Genomic DNA, 15684 nt, shown 5'->3' with positions numbered 1-15684 from the left:
TGTGTGTGGCAAATATATGTTGCCACAGACCAACGTTACGAAATTATATTTCGTTAAAAATAAAACACTTCGAATAACGTTAGGCTAACTTAGTTGACACCATGTTATATCAAGTGCGCAACTTCAATACGCGCGCCATCGCGTCGGCGGTCGGCGCGATGGTGGCGTCGGTCAGCGCGGCAATGCACAGGCGGCCGGAACCCACCAGGTAGACCGCCGACTCCACCCGCATGCTGGCCACTTCTTCCGGGCTCAGGCCGGTGTAGCTGAACATGCCGGTCTGGCGCACCAGGTATTCGAAGTCGCCGTCCGGCAGGCGTTCACGCAGCGCCGCATACAGCGACTGGCGCATGGTGGCCACGCGCAGGCGCATGCCTTCCAGTTCCGCGCGCCAGTCGGCCCGCAGCGTTTCGTCGCCCAGCACGCGCGCGATGATGCGGGCGCCATGCGTGGGCGGATTCGAATAGTTGCGGCGGATGGTGGCTTTGAGCTGGCCCAGCACGTTGTCGGCCTGCTGCGCATCGGCGCAAACCACCGACAGCGAACCGCAGCGCTCGCCGTACAGCGAAAAGTTCTTCGAGAACGACGTCGCGGCGAACAGCGGGATGCCTTCCAGCGCAAAATGGCGGATCGGGCCGGCATCTTCATCGACGCCTTTGCCAAAGCCCTGGTAAGCCATGTCAAAGAACGGCAGCAAGCCGCGGCGCTTGACCAGGGCCGCCACTTCGCGCCATTGCTGGGCATCGAGGTCGGCGCCGGTCGGATTGTGGCAGCACGCGTGCAGCAGCACCACGTCGCCGGCGGGAATGGCTTCCAGCGCCGACAGCATCCCCATGAAATCGACCAGGCCGGTGGCCGCGTTGAAATAACGGTATTTCTTCACCTTCAGGCCCGAGCCCTGGAAGATGCTGTGGTGGTTATCCCAGGTCGGGTCGCTGACCCATATCGTGGTTTGCGGGAAGTAGCGGGCGATAAAGTCGCCGCCCACTTTCAGCGCGCCCGAACCGCCCAGGGTTTGCGCCACGGCGATCCGCTCGACCGGCACCACGCCGCCAAAAGTCAGCGCGGCGACCGCCTTGCGGTAGGCGGCATTGCCTTCCATCGGCAGGTAGGGACGCGTGCCGAGGTCGGCCGCCAGCGCGGTTTCCGCCGCCAGCACCGCGCGCATGGCCGGCATCTTGCCGGCGTCGTTCAGGTAGACGCCGATGCTGAGATTGACCTTGTTGGCGCGGGTGTCGGCGCCAAATTGTTCATTGAGCGTCAGGATCGGATCGCCCGGAAATGGTTCCACATGCTTGAACATCGTTCTTCCTTTAGTCTGCTTTCAGTACGCCGCGCTGGATCTGGTCACGTTCGATGGATTCAAACAGCGCCTTGAAATTGCCTTCGCCGAAGCCTTCATCGCCCTTGCGCTGGATGAATTCGAAGAATACAGGACCCAGCTGAGTTTTCGAGAAGATTTGCAGCAGCAGGCGGCGCTGGCCATTGGACATGTCGCCATCGAGCAGGATGCCGCGCGTTTTCAGCGCATCGACCGGTTCGCCGTGGCCCGGCAGGCGGCCTTCCAGCATGTCGTAATAGGTGGCCGGCGGCGCATCCATCAGCGGCACGCCGGCTTCCTTCAGGCGGTCCAGCGTGTCGATCAGGTTGGGCGTAAACAGCGCGATGTGCTGGATGCCTTCGCCGTTGAACTGCATCAGGTATTCCTCGATCTGGCCCGATCCCTTCGACGATTCCTCGTTCAGCGGAATGCGGATCTTGCCGTCCGGCGCGCTCATGGCTTTCGAGGTCAGGCCGGTGTACTCGCCCTTGATATCGAAATAGCGCAGTTCGCGGAAGTTGAACAGCTTTTCATAGAAGCCGGCCCAATAAGCCATGCGGCCACGGTATACATTGTGCGTCAGGTGGTCGATTTCCGTCATGCCGAAGCCGACCGGGTTGCGGTCCACGCCGTCGAGGTACTCGAAGTCGATATCGTAGATGGACTTGCCTTCTTCGAAGCGGTCGATCAGGTACAGCGGGGCGCCGCCGATCCCCTTGATGGCCGGTAGGCGCAGTTCCATCGGGCCGACCGGCATGTCGACCGCTTGCGCGCCCAGTTCCAGCGCGCGGCGGTAAGCCTGCTGCGAATTTTTCACGCGGAACGCCATGCCGCAGGCCGACGGGCCGTGTTCGGCGGCGAAGTAGGCGGCGGCGCTGCGCGGTTCGCTGTTGATGATGAAATTGATGCCGCCCTGGCGGTACAGGGTGACTTGCTTGGAGCGGTGGTTGGCGACCTTGGTGAAACCCATGGCTTCAAACACGGGTTCCAGCACGCCAGGGGTTGGCGATGCGAACTCGACGAATTCAAAGCCCATCAGGCCCATTGGGTTGTCAAACAGATCGGACATGTCATGCTCCTTGTATGATGTAGGTATGCATGAAAGTGTATTGCGCGGACTATGCAAATTGCGCGCGATTTGGAGGATCAGCAACGGAAAACGCGCACATAAAATCGATTTTCATATGATTTTATGCATATTTTGCGCAGGCATGGCGATTCCGGCCCGGTGTCAGTTGCCGGCGGTCCGTTTCGCGCCGCTGGCGCGGGCCTCGTCCAGCATACGCGCCAGGGTCTGCTGCATGATGTGGCGCATCCGTCCTTCCCGCTCCATTTCAGTCAGGCTGGCCGTGATTTTCGGCAACAGGTCGCGGTGGCTGGTGTGCAGGTAGTGGTACAACACCACCTTGGCCAGCGGCGGCTCCAGCATGGTGCTCTTGCGGGTCCGCAGTTCGCGCATCGCCAGCACGCCTTCAATCCGGGTCGACACGGCGAAATCAATGTCATCGTTTTCCAGCTTGCTGAACAGCTGGGCGTTATCGGCCGACACATCGACCCGCATGCCGCGCGTCCCTTCCGCCGCATATTGCACCCCTTTCAGGATGCCGACCCGGTACGGCCGCAAACTATCCCAGCCGCCCACCACCAGCGGCGTCTTGTTACCAAATACCATGGCGTCCACCTGCACCACGGCGACCGGCACCCGCACCAGGCCCGGATGGCGCGCTTCGAGTCCCGCGACGCGGGCCACCACGCCATCGAGTTCGCCGCGGCTGGCCAGTTGCAGCGACTGGTCGACCGATTCCACCGAGGTCGACACGGTAACGCCAATGCGCCGGTACGCTTCGCGCAAGACGGTCAGTGCGGACTGGGTGATCGCACCGTTGGCGGTCCCCATGCGGATGTCCGTGGCGGCGCATGCCGGGGCGGCCAGGGCGGCCAGCAAAATACAAACGTTGTGGAATTTCTTGAAGAACATGCGAGGTCAAATGTCAGGGCGCAAGCAACTATAACATTTCCGCACCGCCAATGCTGTTCGTCGCAGGTGCGCGGGATGCCATATGGCCCTCCGGTCAGCGCGCCAGTTCGCGCAACACTTGCGCCTTGCCCTTGCTGACCGGGAGTTCCTCACCGCCGCGCAGCACGGCGGTGAGCCGGCCATCGAGCTCGCGCCGGAAGCGCGCCACATGGTCGAGGTTGACGAGGTGGGTGCGGTGGATGCGGGCGAATTGCTGGGGATCGAGCCGCGCTTCCAGCCGGTTCAGCGCCAGGTGCACCAGGTGCTGGCCGCCGGCGGTGTACGCGATGACATAGTCGCCCACCGCTTCAAAGCGCTGCACATCGCCAACGGCGACCGGCTGGATGCTCCGCCCGCTGCGCACGAACAGGCGCCGCATCGGGCCATTGGCCAGCATTTCGCCATAGCGGTCCAGCGCGGGCGGCAGCGGTTCGCCCAGCGCGGCGCGGACCCGGGCCAGCGCCCCGCCCAGGCGTTCCGCGCCAAAGGGCTTCAGCAGGTAATCCAGCGCGCCCAGCTCGAACGCCGTGACCGCGTGTTCGGCATAGGCGGTGGTAAACACGATGCGTGGCGCCGGCGGCGCCAAGCGGCGCAGCACCTCGATGCCGGACCATCCCGGCATCTGTATATCGAGCAAGACGACATCCGGCCGCAGGCGCCCGATGGCATCGACCGCCGCCGGGCCATCCGCCGCTTCCCCCACGCACCGCAGCCAGCCGATGTCTTGCAACAGGTGGCGCAGCCCGGCGCGCGCCACCGGTTCGTCATCGGCAATCAAGACCGTTACCGGTGCGGGTTCAGTCATCGCCGCTCCCCGCTGTCACGGGCAGCGACAAGGTCGCCGTCACCCCGGAACGCGACGCCGCAACCACGAGCATGGCGCTGCCGCCGTACAAGCATGCCAGCCGCTCGCGCAGGCGGCGCAAGCCGGTGCCGCCGCTGTGCGCGATGGCGCCCGGTTCCGCCCCCACGCCGTCATCGCTGACCACCAAGGTGAACACCTGGCCACGGATGGCGGCGCCGACCTTCAGCCGGGTCGGCCCCACCTTGGGCGCGGCGCCATGGCGCACCGCGTTTTCCACCAGGGTTTGCAGCGCAAACGACGGCAACATCTGGTCCTGCACAGCCGGCGGCAAGTCGGCGCTGACTTGCAGGCGCTCGCCAAAGCGCAACTGCTCGATGGCCAGGTAGCGCTCAACAAAACGCCATTCCTCGGCCAGGGACAGCTGGTCGCGGCGTTCATCGAGCGCCACGCGTAGCAATTCCGCCAATTGTTCCGCCGCCCGGGCGGCCCTGGCGGGATCGAGCGGAATCAGTTGCACCACCGTGTGCAAGGCATTGAACAGGAAATGCGGGTGCAACTGCGCCTGCAGCGCCGCCAGTTGCGCCCGCGCGGCGGCCGCCTGCACCAGCGCCGTGCGCTGGGCTGCCTGCTGGGCATAGGCCACGGCGGTGATGGTGAGGTAGAGCCAGATGCCGGTCATTCCGAAACGGAGCAGGCCGGGACCGGGGACATAGGTCAGCCGCCAGCGCAACAGGCTCTCGATCAGGTTGTACGACACGATCCACAGGGCCGCATACAGCAGCGCCGCCAGGATATGCACCAGCAAAAACGGCCAGCGAAATGGCGATGGCCACGGAAAACGCCGCGTCAGCGCATGCACGCCGATTCCCAGCAAGGCGGCGCTGAAGATCATGCGCCCGGCCATCCAGGCGCTGGCGCCGAACGCGAACTCATGCACGCTCATGATCATCAGCGTAAACAAGATCCACATCGGCGCCCAGCCGACGGCCATTTGCAGCCAGAACCAGCTGCGGGAAGGAGATGCCGTAGTCAACATGGCGCAAGGTTAGCACGCGTCCACCCGCCGGCAAACCGCTTCCGGATCCGATTGGGCGCAAATTCGGCCCGAATTCGCCCAATCGCCCGGCGAGGCCGGTGAATGGCACGCATGCCGGGCCCATGGCGGCTTACGCTATGCCCCATGTTCCATTCCTGTCGAAAGCCCCCCATGAACCTGTCCACCCCGCCCTCCTTCCGCCCGCGCGCCGCGGCCGAACCCGTGGCCTCCGCGCCGCCCGTGCAACTGATCCGGATGGCCGGCACGGGCAAGACTTACGCCGGCGCCGGCGCCAGCTGTACCGCGCTGGCGGATTTTGACTTGCAGGTCGGCGCGGGCGAATTTGTCGCCATCACCGGCCAGTCCGGCAGCGGCAAATCCACGGTGCTTAATTTGCTGGGCGGCCTGGACCGGCCCAGCGCGGGCGAAGTATGGGTCGACGGCCTGGCGGTGCACGCGCTGCCGGAACGCGAACTGGCGCGCTGGCGCGGCCGCGCGGTTGGCATCGTGTTCCAGTTCTTTCAGCTGATGCCGAGCCTCTCGGCCGTGGAAAACGTCATGCTGCCAATGGACCTGGCGCGGCACTGGCCCACGCGCGAGCGCCACGGCCGCGCACTGGCGCTGCTGGAACGGCTCGGCATCCGCGAACAGGCCGACAAGCTGCCGTCGGCCATGTCCGGCGGCCAGCAACAGCGCGTTGCCGTGGCCCGCGCGCTGGCCAACGCCCCGGCCCTGCTGCTGGCGGACGAGCCGACCGGCAACCTCGACACGCACAACGCGGCGGCCCTGCTGGATTTGCTGGAAGAACTGGTGGCCGAGGGACAGACCCTGGTGATGGTGACCCACGACCCCGCCGTCTTGCGGCGCGCGCACCGCACGGTCACGCTGGTGGACGGCCGCGCGGTGGACTGTGGCGGGGTGCGCCATGGTTGATACCCGCTGGCGCAAGACCTTGCGCGACGCCTGGGGCCACCGGGCCCGCACCCTGCTGGTGGTGTTTGCCGTGGCGCTGGGACTGACCGGCGCCGGCGCCGTGCTCGATGCCTGGGCCCTGGTGAAGACGGCCACCCGCGCCAGCTATGCGGCCAGCCATCCGGTTGCGGCGACCTTGAAAGTGTCGCCGCTCGATGCGGCCTTTCTCGAACGGGTACGGCAAATGCCGGGAGTCGCCGCGGTGCGGGCGCGCCGCACCGTGGTGGCGACGCTGCTCTCAAGGGGCGAGCGCAAGACCGCCGTGCTGGTCGCCCTCGACGATGTCCAGCGGCCCGATATCGGCCGCTTGCAGGACAGCGAAGGCGCCTGGCCGCCGCCTGACGGCGCCATCATCATCGAGCGCTCGTCGCTGCGCTATTCCGGCGCCAAGGTGGGCCAGGATGCCGTGCTGGCCACCGCCGGCAAGGCGCCGGCCACGTTGAACGTCGCCGGCGTGGTGCGCGACGTGGCCGTGGCGCCCGGCTGGATGGACCACGTGGTGTATGGTTATGTCAACCCTGCGGCCATGGCGCGCCTCGGCGTGCCGCCCGAATTCGATGAACTGCAATTGACCGTCGCCGCGCCGCATCCCACCCAGCAGGCGGTGCGCCAACTGGCGTGGCGGATCAAGGCGCTGGCCGAGGCGGACGGGCGGCGCGTCGGCCGCATCGACGTGCCGGAACACGGCGTCCATGTGCACGCGGCGCAAATGGATTCGCTGGCCATGGTGCAAGGCGCGTTCGGGGTACTGACCCTGCTGGTGTGCGGCACCCTGATCGTCAACCTGTTTTCCGCCATGCTGGCCAGCCAGCGCCGCGAACTGGGCATCATGAAGGCGATCGGCGCCAGTGAATCGCAACTGGCGGCGCAAGCGCTGGTGCTGGCGGCCGGGCTGGGGATACTTGCCACGGCGCTGGCGCTGCCGCTGGCCGCCCTGCTGGGCCGCGCCTATGGCAGCTTCCAGGGCGAATTGCTGAATTTCCCGGTGGACCGCTATGCCATTCCGGCGTGGGCGTTGCTGCTGCAGGCGGCGGTTGGCATCGGATTGCCCGTGCTGGCGGCGGCCTGGCCGGTCGCCCGCGCATGCCGCCAGCCGGTGTCCGACGCGCTGCGCGACACCGGGCTGCCTGCCGCGACCTCCGGCAACCGCGTGCGGCGCTGGCTGCATCGCGTGCGCCTGGCGCGCCCGCAGTTGCTGTCCTTGCATAACGCGTTCCGGCAACGGACACGTTGCTGGCTGAGCTTGTTGGCGCTGGCGGTGGCGGGCGCGGTGTTCGTCGGCGCCGGCAACCTGCGGCTGGCCGTCCAGCAATCGGTGGATGGATTGTTTGCCAGCCAGCGCTACGACATGGTGCTGCGCGTGGGTACGCCATTGCCGCCGCCGGCGCTCGAAGCCGGCGTCAGTGGCCAGGCCGGCGTTGCCGTCGCCGAAGCCTGGGGCCGGACCAGCGCCGCACTGGCGCTGGGCGATGGCACCGTCGGCAAAGCCTTTGACCTGGTGGCCGTGCCGGTCCACAGCCGCGTGCTGGCGCCCCGGATGACCGCCGGCAGTTGGCTGCGCGAGGACGCGCCGGACGGCATCGTCGCCGGCAGCGCCCTGTTGAAACTGTATCCAGGCTTGCAAGTGGGGCAGCAGTTGCCGCTGATCATTGACAGCCGGCCGGTAACGTTGCGGATTGCCGGCATTGTTGACAGTGGCATCGAATCGGTCGCCTTTATTGCCCGGCCCGCGTTTGCGGCGCTGCGCGGCGCCGACCTGGCGTCATTGCTGCTGGTCAGGGCGGAGGACCGCCACCACGATGACCAGCCCGGCTTGCTGCGCCGCTTGCGCGCCACACTGGAAAGCCAGGGCATGGTGGTCGCCGGCACCAAGCTGCAGAGCGAGACGCGCCAGGGCATTGAAGACCACCTGCTTATGGTGGTGAATTTCCTGGGCATGATGGGCTGGGTCATGATCGTGGTCGGCGGCATGGGACTGGCGTCCACCATGAGTGTCGCGGTGCTGGAACGCCAGCGCGAAATCGGCGTACTGCGCGCGATCGGCGCCCGCAACCGCACCGTGTTTGGCATGGTCCAGCTGGAAGGCCTGGTGATGGCGCTGCTGGGATGGCTGCTGTCGCTGCCGCTGTCGGTCCCGGTCAGCGCGCTGCTGGGCGACGCGTTCGGGCGCGTGATGTTCACGCTGCCGGCCTCGCTGGCGCCGGAACCCGCCAGCGCCGCACGCTGGCTGTTGCTGGTGACGCTGGTATCGCTCCTCGCCTGCGCATGGCCGGCGCGGCAGGCGCTGCGGATGCCGGTGGTCAGGGCGCTGCAGTACGAATAAGGAGCAACGCTCAGCCAACGTACACGTCGCTCTTGAAGCGCCAGCTGCAGCTTTGCGCCACCTTGAGCCGGGCCGGGTGGCCGCGCAATTCCACGGTGATGTTGCCCGGTTCGTCGCGCTGTGCGCGGCACGCCCGGTGCTGCGCCGCGCGATGCGGCGAAAGGCGGCTTTGATGTCATGAACGGCCGGTTTCCCGGCATGGGAACGCCGGCTAAATTCCGAATTCCGCCGCGGCCTTCGCCGCCCATGTGGCCTGGTCACGGCTCGGATACGGTTCGTCGTAGCACTCGATTTCACCGCCTTCGCCAATAAAACACGTCCACCAGCCCGCATCATCGTGGCGGATGGCGATGCAATTGGCCGCACATTGCTCCTGCATCGACTCGCCCTCCGCAAGGGTGATGATGGCAACGCCGCGATGTGTGATGGTACTTGCCATGATGCTCCTGAGAATATGCTTGGGTTCGCTTTCCAACCCATACTGTACCGCGAAGCCGGCGCGCTGGCGATCCGTTACGGGAAGGTAATGAAGTTCCGCCGCTGTCCGCCCGCGACTGCGCAGCAAATCATTGTCAGCACGATTCCTTTGCCGGTACCATGCGGCTTCCGGCATGCACCTCGCCTTCATTGTCAACCAGCACCATGAGCCTTACCGACCTGCCCTTCCGGGCCACCACCGCCGAAGCCTGCGCCTGGCTGGCGCACCAGACCGGCGCCGCCTGGACGCTGGCCCGCCTGCTCGAGCACGGGCTGACGCCAGTCGTGTGGCTCGACTATGACGCGGCGTATCCCGAACTGTTCGGCGACGCCAACGGCGGCTATGCGGCGCCGATCTATTACGAGGGCGACGTCGCCCGCCTGGCCGCCGGCAGCGCCGACGTGCTGATCACGATGACCAAGGACGCGTATAAATTGCCGGTCAGGCTGCCGGAACCGGGCTTTCGCAGGCCGCTCGATGACTTGCGTTTTCAAAAGCGGGACCTGGAAAAGCTGGCCGGCAAGCTGAAACACGCGGCGCAAGCGGCGCGGCACACCCCGCCGGCCACCGCCGGGGCCAGGGAATCCCAGGCCGGGATCGGCAAGGCCGACGTCCTGGCCGCGTTTTCCACCTGCGTGCGGATGGACCTGGGGCGCGCGCTCGATGAGGCGGTGGGCATTTTCGGCGACGACGGCGCCCGCATCAAGGCCAGCGTCAAGAAATCCAAACGCAACGCGCTGTGGCATCCGGTCACCCTGGCGCTGGGACTGCACGACGTTTATCGCACGCCGTTGGGACCATTGAAGCGCGCCTTCAAGACCCACGATTTTTTGATGGACTGGGAAGCCGATTGGGAAGAGTCGCTGCATTTGCTGGGGAAATAGCCAGGCGGCCTAGCGCGCCAGCAGCCGCCGCAGTTGCGCCTGCTGGTACGCGCCGAACGTGTCGCTGAACAGGCAGCGGATCAGGGGATCGTCGACCACATCGGCCTGCGCCAGGTCCCGTTCGGTATCGGCATCGAATACCGCGCCATTGATGCGCATGTACATCGACGTCAGCGATTCGCCATTTTCCAGCGCCGCGTACAGCTTGGCCGCCGGGATTTCCGTGGTCCATCCCACTACCCCGGCGCCGCAAGCCTGGATCCCCCCGCCGGGCTCGAGCCGGTAGCGGAAACAAGTGGCCGCGCCGGCGTGATCATAAAGCGACAGTTGCCAGATGCGGGGCTGTTCGAAGTACTCGGATTCGGTTTCCACCGTGCCATATTTTGCCAATAGCCCCGCGTGGCAATAATCCAGCACGCGCGCCTGCTGCGCGGCCGTCAGCGGTGCAAAATGACGCGCGATGTCCGCCGTGGACGGCGGTGCGGCATGGCCCTCGTAAACATAATCCACCGCCTGCGGACCGACCGGCACCACCCAGCTCAGCGGTGGCGCCGGACGCAGCGACGCCGCGTCGAGCAGCACGGAGACCGACGGATCGAGGCGCACCACCGGCGTCGCCGGCAGCACGGCCGCCACGTCGCGCGCGAATTGCGCATAGGAAATCGGGAAGAAAGCGCGGTTGTACCAGGACCACGGTTCCTGCACAAACTGGCAAGAACTCGGGACGATGTAGCGCGGCGCCAGCGCCTGCAACTGCTCCAGCCACTCCCCGGGCAACGCCGGCGGCGCCGCCACGGCGCGGGTGGGCGCCAGCACCTCGATTTCGCGCATGGTCTGGAACGGCCACAGCACCATGTCCCACGGCCCTTCCCGCACCAGTTGGGAAAGCGTGCTGTCGTCGATCCAGGAATCGACCACATTGAGCACATTGAGCCCGGCGGCCTGGACCTGGAACATTGAATCGACGTCGGCATCCATGGCTTCGCGGGGCGTCACCCTGAACGGGCCGGCCTCGACCGGCTGATTCAGGTGCAAGCGGTGCACATTGGTAAAACCCAGCCGGCGCACCATGTCGAACAGTTCGTCGAAAATACAATACAGGTACAGCGGCGTGGCGCGGTCCAGTAAATCCAGGCTCTCCAGCGAACAATGATCGTCGTGAAAATGGGAAATAAAGACCGCGTCGAAATGCTCGCGGCGGATCTGCTCCGTGTCGAAACGCACCCCGGGAAACGCGTGGCAGTTGCGGCTGAACGGGTTCTCGAAGATGGTGTCGAAGGCGATGCGCACGCCGTCGCAGGCGAACACATAGCCGGCGTGCAAGATGCGGGAAATCGTCAGGGCGGGCTGGGTCATGGCGGTCGCGGTGGGTGGAGGGCCGCCGGATTGTACCGGAGCGGCCGGATTCGCGGACAGCGAAGCGGACCGGTCCGTCCATTTGGTGTATGCTGCCGGCATGAACCAAGACACTGAAATCCAGCTCAGCGGCCCCTTCAAGACCACCGACGGCAGCGGCCGCGCCGTCGACATCAAAGCCATCCGCATTTTCGATGAGGGCTATGGCGTCATCGACCTGTATGTGGACCTTGCCGCCCCGGCGCCGGACGGCTTGCACCGGGATAAAAAATTGATCGCAGGCATCAGCGCGCACTTGCGCACGCTGGGTTACGCCGGTCCCGACCTGACTGCGGGCGATCCGGTGATCCAGGAAAAGCGCTTGGTCGTGCTCGATACGCCGGACGAATTCCTGCCGTTTGCCGTGCGCAAGGGCTTCAAGGATTTAAGTTCGGAATTCGACGAGTAGCTGCACAGCGGTCAGCCGTCAGGCAATCGCCGGCCCCAAACTGACGGTTGTCAAATATCAAACTCGGCTTTCAAGCTAGTATCGGCTGCATGCCATCCAATTTCTGCCTGGCAAATCACTGCCAGGAATCCCTACATCTATGGCCAACCACAATACTGGGGCCACCATTCTCCCTGAACTCACGGTCGCCGGTTGCCCGTCCTGCCCGGCACGCCCCCACTGCATGGTGGCGGGATTGCCCGACGCCGATGCCGGGCGCGTTGCGCGCCTGATCGACCGGCGGCTGCCGCTGGAGCGGGGCCAGCAACTGGCTGTCAGCGGCGGCGCCGGCTACGACCGCCTGTACGCGGTGCGGCGCGGGCACCTGAAAGTGTTGCGGGGGGCCGACAGCGGCGTGCAATGCATCGACAGTTTTTTGGCCGAAGGCGACCTGTTCTCGCTCGAACCCGTGGAATGCGGCACCACGCCCGCCAGCGCGCAGGCGCTGTGCGAGAGCGAAGTCTGCGAATTTTCCCTGGGGCGGCTGCGCGAGGCGGCACTGCTGGACAGTGTGATTGCCCAGATGCTGTTCAGCATGCTGCAAAAACGATTGCTGCGGCAACAAGCGTTGACCCGGCTGCTGCGCTGCGCCAACGCGGAACAACGCCTGGCCGGCGCACTGGCCAACCTGGCCGACACCTGCGCCACGCGCGGCGCGGTAGCGCTGCGGCTGGCGTTGCCCATGTCGCGCCAGGAACTCGGCGACCATCTGGGCCTCAGCGGCGCCACCGTTAGCCGCCTGCTGGTGCGGCTGGAAGGACATGGCGCCATCGCACTGGACCGGCGCGCCATCGTCATCCGCGACCTGTCCCGTCTGCGCGGCCTGGCGGGACAGGAACCGGCGCCGTGACGCCGGGCGCGGGGCGCCGGTGACGCGGTTCAGATCAGCCCCGCCGGCAGCACATCGGCCTGCGGGCGCATGGCCGGCAACGGCGGTAACAGGCGCGTATGTACCGCACGGCCAATGCCATGGTATTCGAAGCCGGCCTGCGCCATCGCCGCCGGGTCGAACACATTGCGGCCGTCAAACACCACCGGTTGCCGCAACTTCGCCTTCAGCTCGGCGAGGTCGGCCTGCCCGAATTGCCGCCATTCCGTCACCACCAGCAGCGCATCGGCGCCCCGCGCCGCGTCCATCGGCCGCTCGGCATAGCTGAGGCGCGCCAGCATGGCCGCGCTGAGCATGGGATCATCCGCCATGGTGCGCTCGGTTTCGTTGCGCGCGGCCGGGTCATACGCCACCACGTGCGCGCCCGCCTCCAGCAATTGCCGCAACAGCACCAGCGACGTGGCGCGCCGGACGTCGTTGGTGTCCGGCTTGAACGCCAGCCCCCACAGCACGAACCGGCGCCCGCGCAAATCGTCGCCGAAGCGCGCCAGCAGCCGCGTCCCCAGCAAGGCTTGCTGCTGCTGGTTCACCGCCTCCACCGCGCGCACCAGCAGCAGCGGCTGGCCCGCCTCGTCCGCCATGCGGCACAGCGCCTGCACGTCCTTGGGGAAGCATGAGCCGCCATAGCCGCAGCCGGCGCGCAGGAACTGGGTCCCGATGCGGCCGTCCGATCCAATCCCGCGCCGCACCGCTTCCACGTCCGCCCCCAGCGCGTCCGCCAGGTTGGCGATCTCGTTCATGAACGAAATGCGGGTCGCCAGCATGGCGTTGGCCGCGTATTTGCTCAGTTCGGCCGACTGGGTGTCCATCCACAGCATGTGGTCCGCGTCGGCGTTAAACGGCGCATACAGGCTCGCCATCAATTCAGCCGCGCAGCGCCCTTCGGGCGACTCTTCGCAACCGACGAGAATGCGGTCGGGATGCATGAAGTCGTGGACCGCCGACCCTTCCTTGAGGAATTCCGGATTCGAGACCACGGCAAAGCTCAGCGCCACACCGCGCCGGTCCAGTTCGGCCTGGATGGCCGTCCGCACCAAAGCCGCGGTCCCGACCGGCACGGTCGACTTGTTGACCACCAGCTGGAACGATTCCATGCGCCGCCCGATGGTGCGCGCCGCTTCCAGCACGTATTGCAGGTCGGCCGAGCCGTCTTCGTTGGGTGGGGTCCCCACGGCAATGAACTGGATGCCGCATTGCGCCGCGGCGTCGTCCAGGTCGCAGGAAAATCGCAGCCGGCCACGCGCCCGGTTGCGGGAAACCAGTTCCGCCAGCCCGGCTTCATGCAGCGGCATGCCACATTGCTCCAGCACGCCGATCCTGCTGCGGTTCGCATCAATGCACAACACATGGTTACCCTGTTCGGCAAGGCAAGCCGCGGTCACCAACCCCACATAGCCGGCGCCTATCACTGTCACCCTCATGGGATGTCCTTTCACAGTCCGTTGATGGCTACGCAGGATTGCGCGCCGCACCATCACGCTATCGGCTACCGGCAACGTGGCGATTGATGGATGGCATGTGCGAAAAAGACCGTCGTCATGGGCTGAGGCAAGGCTGGCGCGGAAACTTGTCAAGCGCGATGTCATAGACAAAATGTGGAATTGAGGCAATTTTGCTGCGCTGCACCAGTTATTGTGTAATTTTGATAAAAAAATGACTCTCGTCACAAATTTTTACGGACTTAGGTGTTACCTTAAAAATGTAACCTGTATTCCGAATGCTTTTTAGGACTCACAGAGGCAGTTTTTAGGAATACTCCTATTGCTTTTTATTAATTTTTGTTGCCTGCCGCAGGCTAAGCGTGGCGAAGCAACGCCAGCGTCCAACATGGGCAGCGCCTGCTTAGCCAAACTATTATTTACGGAGGACAACGATGCACTCCACTTTTCCGGTCCCGCTTGGCACGCTTGCACCCTTGTCGCCCCGCCCGTCCCCGCCACCGGGCGTGCCGCACGCGGCGTCCAGCTCCAGCTTCGCCAACGTCTGCGAGTTGCTGCGGATCGTCGACCTGCCCGATTGCGAGCAGGAGCCGCACCGCTTTCGCCACGTGATCTTGCACAGCGGGCAAAGCCTGCATTTGATCGGCCAGCAATGCGATCAACTGTTCATCGTGAAAAACGGCTTCCTTAAAACCACGCAAATGGGCGAACCCGGCAAGCAGCAAGTGTTCAGCTTTCCCATGCGCGGCGACATGCTCGGCATAGACGGCATCGCCAGCGGCCGCCATACCCTGGAAGCGGTGGCCCTGTCGGACTGCGAACTGGTGCTGATTCCCCTCGCCGACCTGACCATGCTGGGCCGGCGCCATCCCGGCTTGCAGTTGGCCATATGCAGCGTCATGGGCCGCAACCTGGCGCGCGCGCCGGTACTGATCGGGACACGCGCCGGTCTTGGCACCCGCGCCCGCGTCGCGCGCTTCTTGATCCACCAGGCGGAACGCCATGCCGCATGCGGCTTTTCCGGCAACACCTTCACCTTGCGCATGCAGCGGGAAGATATTGCGAACTATCTGTGCATGGCCACCGAAACCGTGATCCGCACGCTCGGCATGCTCGAGAGCGAAGGCCTGATTGCAGTGAACCGCCGCCTGATCCGCATTCACGACGCGATCGCCCTGCGCAACCTGCAGCGTGACCGGCGCTGACATGGCGCCGTTCGCCAAAGGAGCACGGCTTGTCGCGCGCCTATTTTGAATTCAACGCCGCGGTGCACTTGCTGGCGGGGCCGGGAACCCAGCGGGAACGCTTGCTGCAGGCCTGCCTGTCCGGCCTGGCCCGCTTGCCGCGCAAGGAAATCCCGCTCGAAGCGCGCAGCGAGTTCGACCAGCTGGGCGAGTGCCTGGGGATCGCGGGGCAGTCCACACAGGCCGGGCTGCCAGCCACGATCGCCGCGCTGAGCGAACACGACCTGGCCATCGCGATCGACCGCATCTTGACGATCTACGACTTGGTTGCCCGCTACCAGCCGGCCGGCGAACGCTGGTGCGCATCGGCACCAATGCAGCGGCAGTTTTAAAAATGACAAGCAACAAATGCCAGCAATTACCTGTGGAGCACGATAGTGAAGCGGCAGTGGAAATTCCCGCCGCGTCCACCGCTCCCCATCCTGAAAGGACG

At 65.4% G+C, this 15684-nt stretch carries 15 protein-coding genes; 7 read left to right on the top strand and 8 right to left on the bottom strand.

Annotated features, from left to right (window positions below):
- Window positions 1–109: 109 nt before the first annotated feature.
- From AC1RRC_RS02760 to AC1RRC_RS02740, 5 genes are all read right to left on the bottom strand, one after another.
- Window positions 110–1303, bottom strand: coding sequence for an amino acid aminotransferase (locus AC1RRC_RS02760; protein WP_493053716.1), 1194 nt, complete (start codon window positions 1301–1303; stop codon window positions 110–112).
- Between the two features lie 10 nt (window positions 1304–1313).
- Window positions 1314–2390, bottom strand: coding sequence for a 4-hydroxyphenylpyruvate dioxygenase (hppD, locus tag AC1RRC_RS02755; RefSeq protein WP_493053715.1), 1077 nt, complete (start codon window positions 2388–2390; stop codon window positions 1314–1316).
- Window positions 2391–2552: 162 nt separating this feature from the next.
- Entirely contained in the window at window positions 2553–3299 is a 747-nt protein-coding gene (locus tag AC1RRC_RS02750) for a hypothetical protein (RefSeq protein ID WP_493053714.1), read from the bottom strand.
- Window positions 3300–3393: 94 nt separating this feature from the next.
- Window positions 3394–4143: a LytR/AlgR family response regulator transcription factor gene (locus tag AC1RRC_RS02745; protein ID WP_493053713.1), complete on the bottom strand. Its 750-nt coding sequence runs from the start codon at window positions 4141–4143 to the stop codon at window positions 3394–3396.
- Entirely contained in the window at window positions 4136–5179 is a 1044-nt protein-coding gene (locus AC1RRC_RS02740) for a sensor histidine kinase (RefSeq protein WP_493053712.1), read from the bottom strand. Before AC1RRC_RS02740 ends, AC1RRC_RS02745 begins: the two co-directional genes overlap by 8 nt.
- A gap of 171 nt (window positions 5180–5350) precedes the next feature.
- Between AC1RRC_RS02740 and AC1RRC_RS02735 the strand changes: the two genes are divergently transcribed.
- Both AC1RRC_RS02735 and AC1RRC_RS02730 read left to right on the top strand, forming a co-directional pair.
- Window positions 5351–6112, top strand: coding sequence for an ABC transporter ATP-binding protein (locus AC1RRC_RS02735; protein WP_493053711.1), 762 nt, complete (start codon window positions 5351–5353; stop codon window positions 6110–6112).
- Entirely contained in the window at window positions 6105–8474 is a 2370-nt protein-coding gene (locus AC1RRC_RS02730; protein WP_493053710.1) for an FtsX-like permease family protein, read from the top strand. Before AC1RRC_RS02735 ends, AC1RRC_RS02730 begins: the two co-directional genes overlap by 8 nt.
- Before the next feature lie 211 nt (window positions 8475–8685).
- Here the strand turns inward: AC1RRC_RS02730 and AC1RRC_RS02725 are convergent, their stop codons facing one another.
- On the bottom strand, window positions 8686–9087 hold the full coding sequence (locus AC1RRC_RS02725; RefSeq protein ID WP_493053709.1) for a hypothetical protein: 402 nt from the start codon (window positions 9085–9087) through the stop codon (window positions 8686–8688).
- Window positions 9088–9116: 29 nt separating this feature from the next.
- Here AC1RRC_RS02725 and AC1RRC_RS02720 point away from each other — a divergent pair, with 29 nt between their 5' ends.
- Entirely contained in the window at window positions 9117–9836 is a 720-nt protein-coding gene (locus tag AC1RRC_RS02720) for a hypothetical protein (RefSeq protein WP_493053708.1), read from the top strand.
- Between the two features lie 9 nt (window positions 9837–9845).
- Here AC1RRC_RS02720 and AC1RRC_RS02715 read toward each other — a convergent pair whose 3' ends face one another.
- On the bottom strand, window positions 9846–11192 hold the full coding sequence (locus AC1RRC_RS02715) for an MBL fold metallo-hydrolase (protein ID WP_493053707.1): 1347 nt from the start codon (window positions 11190–11192) through the stop codon (window positions 9846–9848).
- Window positions 11193–11292: 100 nt separating this feature from the next.
- Here AC1RRC_RS02715 and AC1RRC_RS02710 point away from each other — a divergent pair, with 100 nt between their 5' ends.
- Window positions 11293–11640 carry a hypothetical protein gene (locus AC1RRC_RS02710; protein WP_493053706.1) on the top strand — a complete coding sequence of 116 codons (348 nt, stop codon included), beginning with the start codon at window positions 11293–11295 and terminating at the stop codon, window positions 11638–11640.
- A gap of 139 nt (window positions 11641–11779) precedes the next feature.
- On the top strand, window positions 11780–12529 hold the full coding sequence (locus AC1RRC_RS02705; protein ID WP_493053705.1) for a Crp/Fnr family transcriptional regulator: 750 nt from the start codon (window positions 11780–11782) through the stop codon (window positions 12527–12529).
- A gap of 29 nt (window positions 12530–12558) precedes the next feature.
- Here the strand turns inward: AC1RRC_RS02705 and AC1RRC_RS02700 are convergent, their stop codons facing one another.
- Window positions 12559–13989, bottom strand: a complete 1431-nt coding sequence (locus tag AC1RRC_RS02700) for a UDP-glucose dehydrogenase family protein (RefSeq protein WP_493053704.1) — start codon at window positions 13987–13989, stop codon at window positions 12559–12561.
- Between the two features lie 452 nt (window positions 13990–14441).
- On the opposite strand from AC1RRC_RS02700, the gene AC1RRC_RS02695 reads away from it, so the two are divergent.
- Together AC1RRC_RS02695 and AC1RRC_RS02690 are read left to right on the top strand one after the other, a co-directional pair.
- Window positions 14442–15212 (top strand): Crp/Fnr family transcriptional regulator, encoded by a 771-nt coding sequence (locus AC1RRC_RS02695; RefSeq protein ID WP_493053703.1) that lies wholly within the window; start codon window positions 14442–14444, stop codon window positions 15210–15212.
- A gap of 29 nt (window positions 15213–15241) precedes the next feature.
- A complete protein-coding gene (locus AC1RRC_RS02690; protein ID WP_493053702.1) occupies window positions 15242–15583 on the top strand; it encodes a hypothetical protein in 342 nt (113 codons plus the stop codon).
- The last annotated feature ends 101 nt before the right edge of the window (window positions 15584–15684 follow it).

It is taken from the genome of Pseudoduganella sp. GW821-FHT12E03 (assembly GCF_058807115.1).
The sequence above is the reverse complement of the archived record's forward strand: the minus strand, read 5'-3'. Positions and strand labels throughout refer to the sequence as shown.

Bases quoted from the DNA above. Each gene is read 5' to 3' on its own strand.
- AC1RRC_RS02695 (WP_493053703.1), top strand. From the start codon at position 14,442: ATGCACTCCACTTTTCCGGTCCCGCTTGGCACGCTTGCACCCTTGTCG.
- AC1RRC_RS02725 (WP_493053709.1), bottom strand. From the start codon at position 9,087: ATGCCGGAAGCCGCATGGTACCGGCAAAGGAATCGTGCTGACAATGAT.
- AC1RRC_RS02705 (WP_493053705.1), top strand. From the start codon at position 11,780: ATGGCCAACCACAATACTGGGGCCACCATTCTCCCTGAACTCACGGTC.
- AC1RRC_RS02720 (WP_493053708.1), top strand. From the start codon at position 9,117: ATGAGCCTTACCGACCTGCCCTTCCGGGCCACCACCGCCGAAGCCTGC.
- AC1RRC_RS02735 (WP_493053711.1), top strand. From the start codon at position 5,351: ATGAACCTGTCCACCCCGCCCTCCTTCCGCCCGCGCGCCGCGGCCGAA.
- AC1RRC_RS02710 (WP_493053706.1), top strand. From the start codon at position 11,293: ATGAACCAAGACACTGAAATCCAGCTCAGCGGCCCCTTCAAGACCACC.
- AC1RRC_RS02750 (WP_493053714.1), bottom strand. From the start codon at position 3,299: ATGTTCTTCAAGAAATTCCACAACGTTTGTATTTTGCTGGCCGCCCTG.
- AC1RRC_RS02730 (WP_493053710.1), top strand. From the start codon at position 6,105: ATGGTTGATACCCGCTGGCGCAAGACCTTGCGCGACGCCTGGGGCCAC.
- AC1RRC_RS02740 (WP_493053712.1), bottom strand. From the start codon at position 5,179: ATGTTGACTACGGCATCTCCTTCCCGCAGCTGGTTCTGGCTGCAAATG.
- AC1RRC_RS02745 (WP_493053713.1), bottom strand. From the start codon at position 4,143: ATGACTGAACCCGCACCGGTAACGGTCTTGATTGCCGATGACGAACCG.
- AC1RRC_RS02715 (WP_493053707.1), bottom strand. From the start codon at position 11,192: ATGACCCAGCCCGCCCTGACGATTTCCCGCATCTTGCACGCCGGCTAT.
- AC1RRC_RS02760 (WP_493053716.1), bottom strand. From the start codon at position 1,303: ATGTTCAAGCATGTGGAACCATTTCCGGGCGATCCGATCCTGACGCTC.
- hppD (WP_493053715.1), bottom strand. From the start codon at position 2,390: ATGTCCGATCTGTTTGACAACCCAATGGGCCTGATGGGCTTTGAATTC.
- AC1RRC_RS02700 (WP_493053704.1), bottom strand. From the start codon at position 13,989: ATGAGGGTGACAGTGATAGGCGCCGGCTATGTGGGGTTGGTGACCGCG.